This window comes from Methylomonas rapida, assembly GCF_024360925.2.
Classification (GTDB): Bacteria; Pseudomonadota; Gammaproteobacteria; order Methylococcales; family Methylomonadaceae; genus Methylomonas; species Methylomonas rapida.
Window position 1 is genome coordinate 1,820,593 of the sequence record NZ_CP113517.1, and the last position, 16,521, is coordinate 1,837,113.

The window sequence follows — 16,521 nt, forward strand, 5'->3', positions numbered from 1 at the left end:
ATCCATGACGATGTTAGGGATGTGTGAGAAATAAGCCAGGCAATGGTAGGTGCGAATTCATTCGCGCTGTGCGGATAAATCCGCGCCTACACCGAAGGCTTGTATAGTTATTTGATGTTCATTCCTTAGTTTCATGGCTTTGTTTAGGGGGGAGGAATGAGAGTTATCAGCAATGTTTTTGTTTTTGAAGCCGATTATATATTCTCGGCGGTTTTGAAAGGATATTGCTATGCCAATAAAGTCAATTTTTCCGAAAAGGGATTTGATGACGAGGGTATTGAGGAGGCTATAAAAGTTGGTCCTTCTTTAATTTTTTTACCCATCGATATATTGAGGTCCAATCAATCCAAAACAGAAGTGCTAAAAGCCTTGAAGGGCAATGACGGAACTGTTATTTGCGGATTGCTTGATTCCGACGTTATCGATTCAGACGATTTGGATGATTTGATTGATATACGGTTGGTTACTACATCGGATATTTCAGAGATAGATGCTTTTATCAAAAGGCATTTTTTGTTGCTGAATTATGGGTTGCAAGATAGGCGCTGCACTGAAAGGCGATCAATGGGCGATAGGCGTGTTGCGTCGATTGCGGATATTTTAGGCGGAACCAGGCGACCGACTGGCTTGAGCCATCAAACGTATGATGACGACGCATGCAAAAATGAACGGTTAAGAATTGATCACCGTAATAAATGTTTGTTCTTGAATGGGAAAAAGGTCGATTTGACGCGCAAGGAATACGCGCTGTTTGAATTGTTATCAACCGATACGGATCGTGTATTCGCGGCCGATGAAATTATTGATTATCTGTGGCCGGAAAATAACCGGGCGACGAAGTCAGACCTCTATCAATACATGCATTTGCTCAGGAAGAAAGTAGAGAAAGATCCCAATAACCCTCGGTGGATTCTGACGATTAAAGGTTTTGGTTATAGACTCAACCTGAACGCCAGTGAAATTCTCAGGGAAGAGGTTTTGTAATATCTTTTAAGCAAGACGGCATAACCGTTTTGAAGCGGAATATTGTGGAAGAGACGCATTTTCACGGCCGATGGCTTATCCATGTCGAGCCATATCTCGTTCCTGCAGCATTTTTTGAAATAGTTTTGCATTTATTTCTTGAACATGAAAAAACGATTAACCTGATATTCATTCAAAGTTAGTCGTTTTTTCTTGTGCAAAAATCCAATTCCAGCGTAAACCGGGACAGTTTTTGGGCCCCATTCATGATGATCTTGTCGAGCCATGAACCGCAAGTTCTTTGACATGGCTCTCCTGGGCGAAGCCGAAGGACTCGGGACGAACGGCTGTTCCGTCTAAAATCAGTAGCCACAAAATTCATTATTTTGGCAGGGAATGCCGAATCCTGACTTCCTCTCCGTCGCTTCTAATGCTATTCAGGCCTGCATGAACGCTTGGAATCAGCAGTGTTAATAAGGTTTTTGAGTTTGTTTTGATGTTGCTTTTATGGATATTTAAGGAGATTTTTTAAGAAACTGTCACCGTGGTAGCGAAAGGTTCAACTCTCTAACATTGAATCAGATGTTCCACCCATGTCGGATTTAAGTGTCTGATGGAATTCGAAACTTACCTTCTAGGAGTAACAGTTATGAAACAATTCAATAAAACATTATTGGCTACCGGTATTTTTTTGGCTTTGGGTTCTGCGTCAGTTGCTTGGGCGCAAGAGCCGCCTGCGGATGCCTTGCCTACAATACAAGACGGTATCGATTTGACCAAGACCAAAGGTGAAGGCAATGCTTCTACTGTTGGTGCCGGCAGCTCGACGAGTACCTTTACTGAAGACAGTAACAATACTCTGACCAAAAACGTCACTGACAACGACACAAAAACCATCACCAAAACAGAGACTGAGAACAGCAACAACACGCTGACCAAAAACGTCACTGACAACGATACAAAAACCATTACCAAAACAGAGACTGAGAACAGCAACAACACGCTGACCAAAAACGTCACTGACAACGACACAAAAACCATCACCAAAACAGAGACTGAGAACAGCAACAACACGCTGACCAAAAACGTCACTGACAACGATACAAAAACCATTACCAAAACAGAGACTGAGAACAGCAACAACACGCTGACCAAAACAGTCACTGATACCAGAACCATTACCAAAACTGAAGATAGCAACAATACCATTACTAAAACAGAGGACAGCAACAACACGCTGACCAAAAACTACTCAGAAACCGATACGAAAACCATTACAAAAACTGATTCAAGTGTAAGTTCGTTCGGTAAAGTTAAAGGCGATGATGGCGCTGCAAGCGTTGTAGGAGGTGGCTCAGCAACTACTGCCTATGCGGAAGATAGCAACAATACAAAAACCATAGATAGCAATAACACATTGACAAAAACCGAGACCGATACAGGTGGTATTGGCGAGGATGGCAAATCCAAAGCCGAAGACAATGCGGCTTCTGTAAATGGCAGTGGCACGGCTTCAACGACAAACACCAATACAAAAACGAATAACAGTGTCGCGGAAAATGGCAAAACCAAAGCCGAAGACAATGCGGCCGCCGTCAATGGCAATGGCAGTGCAACCACCAATAATCAAAAAACCATTGCCAGTAACAACTCCGATAGCAGTACAAACAATAAAAGCGAAGCCGACGGCGATGGTTCTGCTTCATCCAACACGGGCTCAGCTACTTCAACCTACACTGATGTAACCGCGCGCGCGTTTGGCCCTGCGTCTCCCGCCATTGCGAGTACGGGTGCCGTTTCCGTTAACAATTCCTATCTGTCAGGCAGCGTGACCGGCGCTGGAACGGTTGCGTATTTGCCAGCGGCAACCGATGCCGAAGGCAGCCTGATTCCTGTGGTCAGTAACAATATCGATAGTTCCTACAACAACTTTGCCGGTATCAATCAATCGGTACAAAACGCAGGTAATGCTTCGTTGGCTCAACAACAAGTGTCATTCCAAGGCAATGTCAACGTAACCCAGCCTGCTGTTGCTCCCTAAAGCCAGTTTAGGAGGCTCTAATTGCATTGGAAAAATAGATCGATGATTTTTCTGAAGTAATTCATTAGAGCCTGCCTTTACGGCTTGTGTTTTCCGGTGAGGAAGCAATTCCTCACCGGAATTTCCTTGGTAAGATTGATAAAAGGAGCAAACATGAAAGTGGCAATGAAATGTTCCTTCTCGATTCTTCTTGTGGCGTCTTTGCAAGGTCCTATGGCCATTGCCGACGAACAAGGAGAGGCATTTTTAGAGCGGGCAGAGGTTGCTTTGCTGGATGAGCTCGATGATCAGCGGGGACGCGGCGGCGAAGTCGACATCGTCACGTTAAACAATCAGAATGTGGCGGCTTTGTTACGCGGCAATACTGCCATTAACAACGCAACCGGTCACAACATGATCGATAACGGTTCTTTTGCCGGTGCCAGCGGCTTAATTTCGGTCGTACAGAATTCGGGCAATAATGTCATCATTCAAGATTCCACTATTGTGAATGTTACAATCGTACCTTGAGTGTTTGATTACCGCATCCGTGTATGAGACTAGCATATCGATTCCTTGTATTGTTTATGGTGTTCATGAATGATTGTTATGCTGGCTCGGTTGAGTTATTCGGTTTGGCGGGCGGGGCAGTATTTTCCGTTCCGGTGACCAGTTTCGCAGAGAGGCGCTTTAAGACGGTATATAAGCAGCAATATGATTTTAGTTGCGGTTCCGCGGCTTTAGCCAGTTTATTGACTTACCATTACGATGATTTGGTCAATGAACAAACCGTGTTTGTTGATATGTATAAAAACGGTGATCAACAAAAGATTCAAAAACTCGGTTTTTCCTTGCTGGACATGAAACTGTATCTGGAGCGCAGAGGTTATGTGGCCAACGGGTTCAAGATAGACCTGGATGGTTTGGTAAAAGCAAATGCACCGGCCATTACCATTATCAACAACAAGGGCTATCTGCATTTTGTCATTATTAAAGGCGTTAGCGAAGATGAGGTATTGATTGGTGATCCTGCCGCAGGTGTCAAGGTAATCCCCAGGGAAGAATTCGTGAGCATGTGGGAAAACAGAATTTTGTTCCTGATACACGACAAGTTCGATACGGCAGATAATCATTTTCAGGATAAAAAAGAATGGGCTTTGAGAACCAAGGCTCCGTTGGAGTTAGCGGTTGATCGCGAAAGCTTGGCCAGATTTCAACTTTTTCTGCCCGGTAAATGGGATTTCTAAATCCTTGTTTGATGCATGAAGCGTTGGGAATATGCGAGAAATAAGCTCGACAATGGTAGGTGCGAATTCATCCGCGCATTACGGATAAATCCGCACCTACACCGAATACTTGCATGGATTATTTCATGTTCATGCTTTAGCGCCGATGGGGTGTCAAGGAGTGTGGTGTTGAAAACCATGGAAATGTGGTGTCAGCCAATTTGCGGGGCTCTCGCTAAGAATAAATTCTTCGTTGTCGTAACAGTTCCTCTTCTTGCGGGAAACGGGCTGGATTGAGAGAAGTAATAATTTAAACACTTGATTTATATTCCCTCATCCTAACCTTCTCCCCTCGGGAGACGAAACTGTTTTGACTTTTACGACACCCTATAGGGAAATTTATTTATGACCATATTCTAGGTATGGGCGAGCTTTCGATGATGTTTGCGTACAAGGGCGATAGATAGCGCTGTCCCCGATTTTTGCCGATTTATCCCGCAAGCCGCCGAAAAAACCTACCGCAACATTGACGACTCTCCGGGAAACTCGGTGTTACATCCTGTGCCGGGTTGAGTCCAGTGCTTTTAATCCACTGACTTCGATCGGTGTGTGTCTAGTTAAGGGTGATTACGATGAAAAAACATTTATTCGGTGATCTAATCTATCAGCTCGTTGGCAAGATTTTGGGGGCGATTTTGTTGATGGTCTGTATCGTGGGCCAGGCTGGTGCCGTCGACGATATGGCTTTGAAAAAGGCTTTTCTGGCGGCCTTGGTGCCGGCATCCGACGAAGAGCTGGCCGAATTGAGAGGTGGTTTTGTGTTGCCAAATGGCATGAATGTCGAGTTCAGCGTTGAAAAAATAGTTTCTATGAATGGAATGATCACGTTTTCGTCCACATTCAATATGCCGGCCAATATTTCCTTGATACAAAATGGTCTTGGTAACGAGGCGCCTGAATTTCAGGGGCCTGTGTTAGGTTCCGTGGTACAAAATAACCTCGATGATCAATTCATCAGTACCTTAAAAACCATCAATATTGAACTGAGCAACCTGAGGAACAGTATCACCCCGGCGCAGCGGGCTTTGGTTGCTAGTGATTTAGCGGTGCCTAATGTTAATAGATGACTTGAAATATTATGCTTATTGTACTATTTTATAAACAGTTTTTAGTTGATAAGCGTTTGGGGTGGCTCTGCATCTGATGCGTTTCAGATAATCATGCTTATCGGCGATTGTCCTTGATGATCAGGTAAGGTTGAGCATAGATGAATGCGGAACAGACATTGGATTTTTCTAGAACCAGAGATGTTGGCAAATTTGTAGCGTTTGCCGGTGTTTTATTGATGTCCAATGCGGTAACCGTGCAGGCGGACGAGGAAGAAATTCTCGAGCAATACAAAAAATTATTGGCGCAACAACAAAAGGAATTCGAAGCGCAGCGGCAGATCATTGCAAATCAAGGCAAGGAACTTGAGCAGCTAAAACAGCAAATGAATGCCTTGTTGTCGCAAAAGGCGGAGAATAAACAACCCACGCCCACGGAAAATGCCACTAGAGAGCCAACCCCGCCACCACCCCAAGCTACAGTCGTAAGTCAGGCGCCAAAAGCGGAGCCTGTGAAACCAGTAAGTCCACCCGGTCAATTGCCAAGCAAGCCTGTTGGTCAAGCGCCGGCCGAAGCCACGGAAAAACCCAGACCACCGGAAATTCCACGCCTGAGTGACGAAGTTGGCGGGGTATTGACCCGTAAAGGAAATTTCGTTGTCGAGCCATCCTTTCAATACGGTTATACCGATAATTCCAGGGTATTTTTGGATGCGTATACCTTTATCCCTGCCATTGCGATTGGCTTGATCGATATTAGACAAATCAAGCGCCATACACTGATGGGAAGTCTTGCGGGACGTTATGGCTTGACCGATCGATTGGAGCTGGAATTAAAAGCCCCATATGTTTATCGTTCCGATACGCAACGCTCCCGCCCGGTCAGCGTCAGTGCGGCTACGGACGAGACATTCGAAGCCGATGGCATGGACATAGGGGACATAGAATTCAACGCTCGCTATCAGTTGACCGATGGTGCGGGCGGCTGGCCTATTTTGGTAGGAAACATGGCGGCGACAGTGCCAACGGGTACGAGTCCGTTCGATATTGAATATGTTGCCGCACAAGGCGTTCCAGGCGCGACGTATCCTAGTGAGTTGCCTACCGGGGTTGGGTTTTTTAGTTTTCAACCCAGTGTAACGGCCCTGTATCCAACCGATCCGGCGGTCTTTTTCGGTAACCTGGGTTATATCTGGAACGCTGAAACCAGCGAGGATTTCGGTAAATACGATCCCGGTAACGCAATTGGACTCAGTTTTGGTATGGGTTTCGGCCTCAATGAGCGTTCATCCTTCAGTTTGGGATATTCGCATAGGCACGTTTTCAATTCAGCGGTTAATGGAGAAACTATTGAAGGCAGTGAATTGGATATTGGCCAATTCATGGTGGGCTATTCATTCAAATATTCGCCAAGAACCACCTTCAACCTCTCATTGGGTATCGGTACGACGGATGATGCCCAGAATGCTTATTTGAATCTTAGAGTGCCGTTTACGTTCGACACCAAATCGCCTTTCAATTTCGATTTCTTCGGCCCGCCTTCATAAACCAGTCGCCGATGAAGCATTTCAAAGCCCGATGATCCTAAAAACATCAGTAGTCCACGAAAAGCACGAAAGACACGAAATAAAACAGATGGTTACGTCACTTGATTTAGTTGCCCGCAAGGTGTCGGCTTTTTGAGCAATAACTTTTTGAAACTGTTCGTGATTTTTGTGTGTTTCGTGGACCAAATGATTTTTATAGGATGATGGAGCTTCCGTTTGGCGTCTACTTCGTTCCCATACTTCGGTATGGGAACGCATGAGCTGAAATAGCAGGGGCGTGATCCTCGCGGCGTGAGCCGGCGCTTTATTTCTGTTCTGCCCAAGCCGTTGGGCATGCCATAATTATCGCCTTTAAACCTTCGTTTACAGAGCGAGAATTCGTCCCTTGAAAATCCCAAAAATCATTTCGGTCTTTTCCTTATTTGCGATAGTGGAGTCTGCCGTGAGCGCACAAGAAACAAGCGAGGCCATCGAAAACAAAGTCCAGGCCTTGCTGGGGCAAATGACGCTGGAAGAAAAAGTCGGGCAGATGACGCAGATCGATTTCAGCGTGGTTTCCGTGGTCAATGGCCAGGATGCGGAAAATCCGATCGACCAAGCCAAGCTGGAGGATGCGATCCTGCATCACCATGTCGGCTCCATCCTGAATACGCCGACCACGCCGAACAACAAAGCCCAGTCGATCGAGAAATGGCGCAAAATGACGCAAACCATCCGGGAGACCGCGGCCAGAAGCCGGCTGAAAATACCGGTGATTTATGGCATAGACGCGATCCACGGCGCGACTTATACGCAAAATGCGGTGCTGTTTCCGCAGGCCATCAGCATGGCGGCCACTTTCAATACCGAACTGTCGTTCAAGGAAGGTGAAATTGCCGCGCGGGAAGTCAAGGCTTCCGGTTTGGATTGGAACTTCTCGCCGGTGATGGACATTGGGCGCCAGCCCTTGTGGCCCAGACTCTGGGAAACCTACGGCGAGGACGTGCATTTGTCCAGCGCGATGGGTACGGCTTACATTAAAGGTCATCAGGGCGACAACATGGCGGATGCCGACAAGGCGCCGACCTGTTTGAAGCATTATGTCGGCTACAGTTATCCATTGAACGGCAAGGATAGAACCCAGGCCTGGATCGGCGAGCGGGCGCTGCGAGAATGGTTCTTGCCTGGTTTTCAGGCCGGCGTGCTGGCCGGCGCGCCGACCGTGATGATCAATTCCGCCGAAGTGGACGGCATTCCGGGGCATGCCAATTACCATTATCTGACCGAGATCCTGCGCGGCGAAATGGGTTTTAACGGCTTCACCGTATCCGATTGGGAAGACATTATCCGGCTGCATACGCGGGACAAACTGGCGGCGACACCCCGCGAGGCGGTCAAGATGGCGGTGATGGCCGGCGTCGATATGAGCATGGTGCCGTTTGATTTTTCTTTTTACGAGCTGTTGCTCGATCTGGCCAAGACCGGTGAGGTGCCGATGAGCCGCATCGACGAGGCCGTTTCGCGCATCCTGCGGGTCAAATATCAAACCGGTTTGTTCGAGCGCAGCGAGCCCGCGCTGGCCGTGGAGGGCAATTTCGCTACCGAGGAAGCCGTCGAGGTCAACAAACAGGCGGCGCGTGAGGCCATCGTGTTGGCGAAGAACGACAATGAAATGCTGCCGCTGCGCAAGGACGTCAGCATCCTGGTGACGGGACCTACCGCCAATTTGCTGAGCGTGATGAACGGCGGCTGGACCATCACCTGGCAGGGCGACGCCGAAGAACTCTATCCCAAGGACAGGCCGACGCTGCTGCAAGCGCTGCGCGCGAAGACCAGCGGCAAGGTCACCTTTGTCGGTGGTCAGCGGTTCAGCGACGAAATCAACATCGAGCAGGCCGTGACTGAAGCGCGCAATCACGATGTCGTGATATTGGCGTTGGGCGAAAAACCCTATTGCGAAACCCCCGGCAATATCGATTCCCTGACGCTGGACCCTGTGCAAATGCAATTGGCCCGAGCAATTTTCGAGATCGGCAAGCCGGTGGTTTTGGTGACCTTCGGCGGCAGGCCGCGCATCATCACTGAAATCGCCGACAAGGCCAGGGCGGTGGTACTGGGCTTTTTGCCCGGTATGGAAGGCGGCGAGGCGATGGCCGACATTCTGTTCGGCGACGTCAATCCAAGCGGCAAGTTGCCGCTGTCCTATCCGCGCGCGGTCAACGACATATTGCCCTATGACCATAAGCCCATCGAAGCCTACGAAGGTAACCAGTACCGGCCGCTATATCCCTTTGGGCATGGCTTGAGTTACACCAGCTTCGAGACCAGCGGTTTGAAACTGGACAAAAGCCAAATCAAGCTTGGCGATAACGTTGAGGTCAGCGTCAGGGTTAAAAATACCGGGCAGCTTAGCGGCAAGGAAACGGTATTGCTGTATTTGCATGACGCGGCGGCGTCGGTGTCGCGGCCGGTCAAGCAGTTGAAGGGCTTCAAAAAAGTCGAATTAAAGCCCGGCGAGCAGCAAAGCCTAGAGTTCACGTTGACGCCGGAAGACATGAGTTTCATCGGCTTGGATATGAAACGCGTGGTCGAGCCCGGCGAATTTCAGGTCATGGTCGGCGGTGAGATGGCGAGCTTTACCGTGCTTAAAGACTGATTCGAGGGTGTTATGGTAAACCGTCAGAACGCAGCCCATTACAACGCGCCGCTAGTGATATTGACTTCGTTGTTTTTCATCTGGGGCTTCATTACCTGTCTGAACGACATTTTGATCCCGCATTTGAAGGCGGTGTTCACGCTGAATTACACCCAGGCGATGTTGATACAGTTTTGTTTCTTCGCCGCTTATTTCGTGGTATCGCTGCCGAGCGGCTATCTAGTGGAAAAAATCGGCTACAAAAACGGTATCGTGGCTGGCCTCGCAATCGCCGGCAGTGGTTGTTTGTTGTTTTATCCGGCGGCGGGCCTGCAGGCCTATCCCTTGTTTTTGACGGCTTTTTTCGTGCTGGCGTCCGGAATCACCTTGTTGCAGGTCGCGGCCAATCCCTACGTGACGGCATTGGGTAGGCCGGAAACGGCTTCCAGTCGCTTGACCATGACCCAGGCCTTCAATTCGCTCGGCACGACGCTGGCACCTTATTTCGGCGCGCTGTTGATTTTGTCCACGGCTGTCAAAAGTGCAGACGAACTCAAGCTGTTGAACAGTGAAGAATTATCGGTCTACCAAGCCGCGCAAGCGGCGGCGGTGCAAAATCCCTATTTGCTGTTGGCGACAGTGCTTTTCCTGATGGCGGCGGTCTTTGCCGTGTTGAGATTACCCGAAATTCAAGCCCGAGCTGAAATTCTTGATGCTGTCGGCACGGATGTAAACGAAAGCGCCTGGCATTATCCGCATCTCGTTTTGGGTGCCTTGGCGATTTTTGTCTATGTCGGCGGCGAGGTTTCCATTGGCAGCTTCATGGTGAATTTTCTGGGCGAACCGCAAATCGCCGGGCTCGCCGAGCAGGAAGCCGGCAAATACCTGTCGTTTTATTGGGGCGGCGCCATGGTGGGGCGTTTTGCCGGGGCGGTGGTGATGCGGAAAATCCGGCCGGCGCATGCCCTGGCATTCAACGCAACCATGGCTGTCGTGTTGCTGACGTTGGCGATCATGACCAGCGGTGCCCTGGCCATGTGGAGCCTGCTGGCGGTTGGTCTGTGCAATTCCATCCTGTTTCCGACCATTTTCTCGTTGGCGGTTTCCGGTTTGGGACGTCACACGGGTCAGGGTTCCGGAATATTGTGCGCGGCGATCGTCGGTGGCGCCATCGTGCCGCTGATACAGGGGATGTTCGCCGATAGGCTGGGCTTGCAACCGGCTTTGTTCGTGCCGGTGCTGTGCTATTTGTATATCGCTTTTTACGGCTTGAAATTCCGCGGACTGGTTGCCGAGTGACGTACTGCTTCGGGGCATGCGTCTATGAAATTTGCCTCTGCAAGACCTGAATAAAATTTACCTGGCGCTTGGCTTTATCTTACAATTCAGCCTCGTTGCTAATAATAATTAACGATTTTCGGAGGATGACATGTTAAAACTGCGTATGCTGGTCACTGCGATTGCAATGGCCGGATCCTTTTCCGTCATGGCGGCGGATTCTCTGCCAACCACCGCGCCGGCACCGGCCGACAACCCGACCACGCCGGAAAAAGTGGCGCTGGGTAAAATGCTGTACCACGATCCACGCCTGTCTTCGACCGGTACTGTCTCTTGCGCGTCATGCCATAACACCATGCTGGGCGGCGAAGACAATCGTCCCAACTCCATGGGCGTAAATGGCCAGACCGGCGGCCGTAGCGCGCCTACCGTCTGGAACGCCGCTTTCAATAAAGTCCAATTCTGGGATGGCCGCGCGGCCAGCCTGGAAGAACAAGCCGCGGGCCCCGTGACCAATCCGATCGAAATGGGCATGAAAAGCTGGGATGACGTGGTGGCGCGTTTGAAAACCATCAAAGGTTACCGTCAGGCGTTTGAACTGGCTTTCGGTAGCGATCACGAAGCCATCACCAAGGACAACGCGACAAAAGCGATTGCGGCTTACGAAAGAACCCTGATCACGCCAAACAGCGCTTACGACAAATACGTCGAAGGTGACAAGGATGCGATGACCGAGCAGCAAATTCGCGGCATGAACAAGGCCGTGGAACTGGGTTGCACCAGCTGCCACAGCGGCCCTGCCTTCAATGGCCCGGGGGCTTTCCAAAAATTCCCGGTTCATTCGAACGGCTATTTCGAGGCTCAGTACCACTTCAACAAGGATAAAGGTCTGGCCGAAGTGACCAAGAAAGAAAGCGACGAGCACATGTTCAAAGTGCCGACGTTGCGTAATATTGCGTTGACCGCGCCTTACATGCACAACGGCTCGGTCAAAACCCTGGACAAGGCGGTCAAGCTGATGGCCAAGTTGCAATTGAACAAAGACTTGTCCGACGAGGATACAGCCGACATCGTGGCGTTCCTGAACGCCTTGACCGGCGAGTTCCCGAAACAAACCATGCCTGAATTGCCCGGCACTCCCGGCAGCACATTCAACTAAGGATTTGGCCTAATAACTTCCATTTCGCTCTCGCGCCCTCTGGATGTTGTCGTAAAAGCCTTCTCTCTCCTCGCGGGAGAGGCTGGAGCGAGGGGAATAAATAATCTACACACGTGATTTATCCCCTCATGCTAGCCTTCTCCCTGAGAGAGAAGGCATTGTCTTGACTTTTACGACACTCTCTTCTGGGCCAGAGTCGGAATGAGGGGAATACACAAGAAGTTATTTCTGGCAAATCCGTTAGTCGCCGGAAAGCAAAAGGGGCCTCATGGCCCCTTTTTTCATGTCCGCGATACGACAAAAACTACAACTCGATCCGCTCCGGCGCCACGCGCATCACCTCGTCGATAGTCGTGATGCCGGCCGCGACTTTTTCCGCGCCGCTCAAACGCAATGGCCGCATGCCTTCCTTGATGGCCTGTTTCTGCAACAACACACTGTCGCAATTTTCGACGATTAAAGACTGCAAACCCGGCGTGTTTTCCAGGATTTCATAAATACCGATGCGGCCGGCATAACCGGTATTTCGGCATTCCTTGCAACCGACCGCTTGATAGGTTTTGGGTGGCATTGACGCTTTAAAAGGCGCCACCAAGGCCTGCCACTGTTTTTCGTTGGTGGCGACGGCCGTTTTGCAATGACACAGTACCCGAATGAGGCGTTGCGCCATGACGCCCAATAAGGTTTGTTGGAGCAAAAATGCCGGCACGCCGATGTTCAGCAAACGGGTTACGGCGGCGGGCGCATTGTTGGTATGCAGGGTAGAGAACACCAAATGTCCGGTCAGCGAGGCTTGTACCGCCATTTCGGCGGTTTCGTGGTCGCGAATCTCGCCGACCATGATGATGTCGGGGTCTTGCCGCATCAAGGTACGGATGCCGCTGGCAAAGTCGAGCCCGATATTGGTTTGTACCTGCATCTGGTTGAAACTCGGCTCGATCTGCTCAATGGGGTCTTCGACCGTGCACAAATTGATTTCGGGGGTTGCCAGCCTTTTCAGGGTGGAATACAGCGTCGTGGTTTTACCGGAACCGGTCGGACCGGTAACCAGGATGATGCCGTGGCTCTGGCCGATCATCCGGTTCCACAGTTCGAGTTCCTGTTTGTTGAAACCCAATTGCATATAGTCGCGCAGCACCACGTCCGGGTCGAATATGCGCATGACCAATTTTTCACCGAACGCCGTCGGCATCGTCGATAGCCTGAGTTCGATTTCCTTGCCGCTGCTGTTTTGGGTTTTGATGCGGCCGTCTTGGGGCAGACGTTTTTCCGCGATATTCATCCGTCCCAGGATTTTCAACCGGCTCAACACCGCGTTCAGGATCGGTTTGGGGAGTTGGTAAACCTGGTGCAGGATGCCGTCTATGCGAAAACGCACATTACCCTGGCCGCGGCGCGGTTCGATGTGAATATCGCTGGCGCGTTGGTCGAAGGCGTATTGCATCAGCCAGTTCACCAGATTGACCACGTGTTGGTTATTGGCATCGAGGTCGCCGATTTTGCTCAACTCGACCAGTTGCTCAAAATTTTGGATCGCGGAATGCTCTTCCTGACCGGTTTGGTAGCCGGCGCCTTTCAAGGACCTGGAAAAGTTGTAAAACTCGTCCAAATAGCGTTTGATTTCTTCCGGATTGGAAAATACGCAACGAATCTGGCCGGCATGCATCTTGGCCAAATCCTGTTGCCAGGCCTGCACGTAAGGCTCTGCGGTGGCGACGACGATTTCATCGTCGCTGATCTTGATCGGCAGGATGTTGTAATTGCTGGCGTAAGCCCGGCTGAACAGGGATGTGACTTTGGCGACATCGATACGCAAGGGGTCGAAATAGTAATAGGTCATGCCTAGTTTTTTCGCCAGCCATTGCGATAAATCCTCCAGCGTGAGGCGTTTGCCGAGTTGGGATTGGTCGGCCAGTTCGCATTCCGCCAATGTCTTCAGCGGATGTTTGTGTTTGTTGATCGCGGCTTGCGCATACTTTTGACATTTCACAAGATCCTTTGGCGTCAGCATGCTGTCCGCCGCAAGCCAGGCAATGATTTGTTGCACATCCAGTTTTCGGTCTTCTAATGTATGTTCTTCGCGCATTGGCAATGGTCAGCGGTGGGCTAGCGTGCAATATCGGGTATGAGGCTTGTTTTTTCGGCTCATTTCAGTGGAAAAAGCTAAAGCTTTTTCAGCCTAGTTGCAACTCAGGCATGCAATGGCTTTGGCCATTGTCGAATAATAGCGCTGCATTTTTTACTTTTACGCCGACCCCAGGGGGGGGGGCGGAGATGAAATGCGGAACTTATTTGTAGCGAGCGCCTGGACAGTTCGCCCCGCTTGTCATTGACAGCCTGTGAATGCTTCGCAATACTCACAAGCTGCTATTCTAGCCACCTCAATAGAAGGAGTTGCATTGCCATGCGAGTCGGTTTGATCAAAGAAATCAAAAGCAAGGAAAATCGTGTCGGTTTGACGCCTAATGGTGTTGCCGAACTGATCGTGCGCGGGCATCGGGTTTTGGTGGAGCAGGGTGCGGGTATGGGCTCGGGGTTTGGCGATCAGGATTATCACGGCGCCGGTGCGGATATCGTCGATGCCGCGCATGCATGGGATCAAGAGCTGATCGTCAAGGTCAAGGAGCCTGTCGAGTCCGAATACCGTTACCTGAAACAACAGATCGTATTTACCTATTTTCATTTGGCCGGCCAGCCAAAAGCCTTGACCGAGGCATTGCTCAAAGCCAAAACCAGCGCTGTGGCCTACGAAACTCTGGAAAACGGCAACGGCCGCTTGCCGCTGTTGGCGCCGATGAGCGCGGTGGCCGGCAACATGGCCGTGCAAATGGGCTGTTATTATCTGGCGGCCTGCAATGGCGGCAAGGGCGTGATGCTGGGAATGGTGCTCGGAAGACGGCACGGCCAGGTATTCATCATCGGGGACGGTGTCGTCGGCAGCCAAGCTGCCCGCGTCGCGGTTGGCTTGGGGGCGCGGGTGACGGTGGCCGGCTTGTTTCCGGAAAATGGCGAGCGGCTGAAACGCGAGATTTCCAGCGACATTGAATACGTGATTTCGACGCCGGAGACCGTAGCCGAACATGTGCGCAAGGCCGATCTGCTGATTGGCGCGGTCTTGATGCACGGGGCGCGCGCAACGCATGTGGTGACAGAGGAAATGGTGAAAAGCATGCAGCCGGGATCGGTGATCGTCGATGTCAGTATCGACCAGGGCGGTTGCATCGAAACCGCGCACCCTACTACGCATGAGGCGCCGGTTTATGCAAAACACGGCGTGATTCATTATTGCGTCAGCAATATGCCTGGCGCTTATCCCAGGACGTCGACGCTAGCCTTGACCGATGCAACCTTGCCGTATGTGCTGAAACTGGCGGACGGCGGCCTGGCAGCGCTGGCAAGCGATGCCGGCTTTGCCAGGGCCTTGAATACTCATCAGGGCTACATTACCTGTCAGCCAGTCGCGGAATTCCATGCGATGCAGAACAGCTACAGGCCGTTTCCCGATCAGTTTCAAAAACTATGAACCCGCTAAGGAATATGTGAGAAATAAGCCAGGCAATGGTAGGTGCGAATTCATTCGCACTGTGCGGATAATGCGCACCTACACCGAGTGCCTGCATAGTTTATTTCATGCTCATTCCTAAGCCAATGACAGGAAAAACACTCGGATGAATCTGAATCAATTGGAGTTATTGCGAGCTTTGCAAGAGACGCAATTCAATCTCAGCAAGGCCGCGGACAAAATGCACGTCGTGCAGTCGGCAGTCAGTCGCCAGTTGCAATTGCTGGAAACCGAACTCGGTTCGCCGCTGTTCGAGCGCCACGGCAAGCGTTTGCTGGGACTGACCCCGCTGGGCGAGCGCATCATGGCCGAGGTCGATCAGATTCATCGGGCCAAGAAAAACATTCAAACCATGGCCGACGATTTTCGCGATAACCGTAACGGCACCTTGCATATCGCTACCACCCATACCCAAGCCAAATATTTGTTACCGGTGCCGGTGCAGAAATTTCGGCGGAAGTATCCAGGCATCAAGATCTACATGGTGCAGTCGTCACCGGATAATCTGATCAATTTATTGCATCAACACCAAGCCGATATTGCCATCTGCACCGAAAAGCTGGCCGAGGATGACAGTTTGGTTTTAAGGCCGTGTTATCAATGGCATCACGTCGCCATTGTGCCCGCTGGGCATACTTTGACCGAAGGTAAGATCAGCCTGGAGCGCTTGGCGGCGCAACCGGTCTTGACTTACAGCCCAGGCTTCACCGGGCGTTCCGCGATCGAAAAAGCCTTTGGCGAGGCCGACTTGCATCCCGACATCATTTTGGCCGCGGCCGATTCGGATGTGATCAAAACCTATGTCAGATTGGGCCTTGGCGTGGGCATCATCGCCGAAACCTCGTATGAGCCCGGCAAGGACAGCGACTTGGTCGCGCTGGACCTGGAGCATCTGATACCGGCTTCTGTTACCAAGATCGCCTACTTGAAGCAACTTTACCTGCCGTCTTATTGCTGCTATTTCATCGATGAATTGCTGAAGGAAGCGGAAGCGAAGAGAACCTGAAAGCCGATAGGCTGGATAAGATGCAAACCCAACGCTCCCC

12 protein-coding genes are annotated in these 16,521 nt (G+C 50.6%); 11 read left to right on the top strand and 1 reads right to left on the bottom strand.

Annotated features, from left to right (window positions below):
- The first annotated feature begins 156 nt into the window (after window positions 1-156).
- From NM686_RS08645 to NM686_RS08685, 9 genes are all read left to right on the top strand, one after another.
- Entirely contained in the window at window positions 157-984 is an 828-nt protein-coding gene (locus tag NM686_RS08645) for a winged helix-turn-helix domain-containing protein (RefSeq protein WP_255187476.1), read from the top strand.
- 628 nt (window positions 985-1,612) lie between these two features.
- A complete protein-coding gene (locus NM686_RS08650; protein ID WP_255187477.1) occupies window positions 1,613-3,004 on the top strand; it encodes a hypothetical protein in 1,392 nt (463 codons plus the stop codon).
- Between the two features lie 153 nt (window positions 3,005-3,157).
- Window positions 3,158-3,514 carry a hypothetical protein gene (locus NM686_RS08655; protein WP_255187478.1) on the top strand — a complete coding sequence of 119 codons (357 nt, stop codon included), beginning with the start codon at window positions 3,158-3,160 and terminating at the stop codon, window positions 3,512-3,514.
- A gap of 65 nt (window positions 3,515-3,579) precedes the next feature.
- Window positions 3,580-4,230: a C39 family peptidase gene (locus NM686_RS08660; RefSeq protein ID WP_269022941.1), complete on the top strand. Its 651-nt coding sequence runs from the start codon at window positions 3,580-3,582 to the stop codon at window positions 4,228-4,230.
- Between the two features lie 611 nt (window positions 4,231-4,841).
- Window positions 4,842-5,336 carry a hypothetical protein gene (locus NM686_RS08665; protein WP_255187480.1) on the top strand — a complete coding sequence of 165 codons (495 nt, stop codon included), beginning with the start codon at window positions 4,842-4,844 and terminating at the stop codon, window positions 5,334-5,336.
- A gap of 218 nt (window positions 5,337-5,554) precedes the next feature.
- The gene (locus NM686_RS08670; RefSeq protein WP_255187481.1) at window positions 5,555-6,862 is read left to right on the top strand and encodes a hypothetical protein; all 1,308 of its coding nucleotides are present in this window, start codon (window positions 5,555-5,557) and stop codon (window positions 6,860-6,862) included.
- A 442-nt stretch (window positions 6,863-7,304) separates the two neighbouring features.
- Complete coding sequence (locus NM686_RS08675; RefSeq protein ID WP_255187482.1) at window positions 7,305-9,497, top strand: glycoside hydrolase family 3 N-terminal domain-containing protein; 2,193 nt, start codon at window positions 7,305-7,307, stop codon at window positions 9,495-9,497.
- Between the two features lie 12 nt (window positions 9,498-9,509).
- Window positions 9,510-10,775 carry a sugar MFS transporter gene (locus tag NM686_RS08680; protein ID WP_255187483.1) on the top strand — a complete coding sequence of 422 codons (1,266 nt, stop codon included), beginning with the start codon at window positions 9,510-9,512 and terminating at the stop codon, window positions 10,773-10,775.
- A gap of 130 nt (window positions 10,776-10,905) precedes the next feature.
- Window positions 10,906-11,913 (top strand): cytochrome-c peroxidase, encoded by a 1,008-nt coding sequence (locus NM686_RS08685; protein ID WP_255187484.1) that lies wholly within the window; start codon window positions 10,906-10,908, stop codon window positions 11,911-11,913.
- A 304-nt stretch (window positions 11,914-12,217) separates the two neighbouring features.
- On the opposite strand, the gene NM686_RS08690 is transcribed toward NM686_RS08685, so the two are convergent.
- Window positions 12,218-13,999, bottom strand: coding sequence for a GspE/PulE family protein (locus NM686_RS08690; protein WP_255187485.1), 1,782 nt, complete (start codon window positions 13,997-13,999; stop codon window positions 12,218-12,220).
- A gap of 318 nt (window positions 14,000-14,317) precedes the next feature.
- Between NM686_RS08690 and ald the strand changes: the two genes are divergently transcribed.
- Window positions 14,318-15,436: an alanine dehydrogenase gene (ald, locus tag NM686_RS08695; RefSeq protein ID WP_255187486.1), complete on the top strand. Its 1,119-nt coding sequence runs from the start codon at window positions 14,318-14,320 to the stop codon at window positions 15,434-15,436.
- Window positions 15,437-15,581: 145 nt separating this feature from the next.
- Window positions 15,582-16,481 carry a LysR substrate-binding domain-containing protein gene (locus tag NM686_RS08700; RefSeq protein WP_255187487.1) on the top strand — a complete coding sequence of 300 codons (900 nt, stop codon included), beginning with the start codon at window positions 15,582-15,584 and terminating at the stop codon, window positions 16,479-16,481.
- Window positions 16,482-16,521 lie beyond the last annotated feature (40 nt).

Excerpts from the sequence above, each read along its gene's own strand:
- NM686_RS08650 (WP_255187477.1), top strand. The coding sequence starts at position 1,613 with ATGAAACAATTCAATAAAACATTATTGGCTACCGGTATTTTTTTGGCT.
- NM686_RS08690 (WP_255187485.1), bottom strand. The coding sequence starts at position 13,999 with ATGCGCGAAGAACATACATTAGAAGACCGAAAACTGGATGTGCAACAA.
- ald (WP_255187486.1), top strand. The coding sequence starts at position 14,318 with ATGCGAGTCGGTTTGATCAAAGAAATCAAAAGCAAGGAAAATCGTGTC.
- NM686_RS08685 (WP_255187484.1), top strand. The coding sequence starts at position 10,906 with ATGTTAAAACTGCGTATGCTGGTCACTGCGATTGCAATGGCCGGATCC.
- NM686_RS08680 (WP_255187483.1), top strand. The coding sequence starts at position 9,510 with ATGGTAAACCGTCAGAACGCAGCCCATTACAACGCGCCGCTAGTGATA.
- NM686_RS08665 (WP_255187480.1), top strand. The coding sequence starts at position 4,842 with ATGAAAAAACATTTATTCGGTGATCTAATCTATCAGCTCGTTGGCAAG.
- NM686_RS08660 (WP_269022941.1), top strand. The coding sequence starts at position 3,580 with ATGAATGATTGTTATGCTGGCTCGGTTGAGTTATTCGGTTTGGCGGGC.
- NM686_RS08700 (WP_255187487.1), top strand. The coding sequence starts at position 15,582 with ATGAATCTGAATCAATTGGAGTTATTGCGAGCTTTGCAAGAGACGCAA.
- NM686_RS08645 (WP_255187476.1), top strand. The coding sequence starts at position 157 with ATGAGAGTTATCAGCAATGTTTTTGTTTTTGAAGCCGATTATATATTC.
- NM686_RS08655 (WP_255187478.1), top strand. The coding sequence starts at position 3,158 with ATGAAAGTGGCAATGAAATGTTCCTTCTCGATTCTTCTTGTGGCGTCT.
- NM686_RS08670 (WP_255187481.1), top strand. The coding sequence starts at position 5,555 with ATGTCCAATGCGGTAACCGTGCAGGCGGACGAGGAAGAAATTCTCGAG.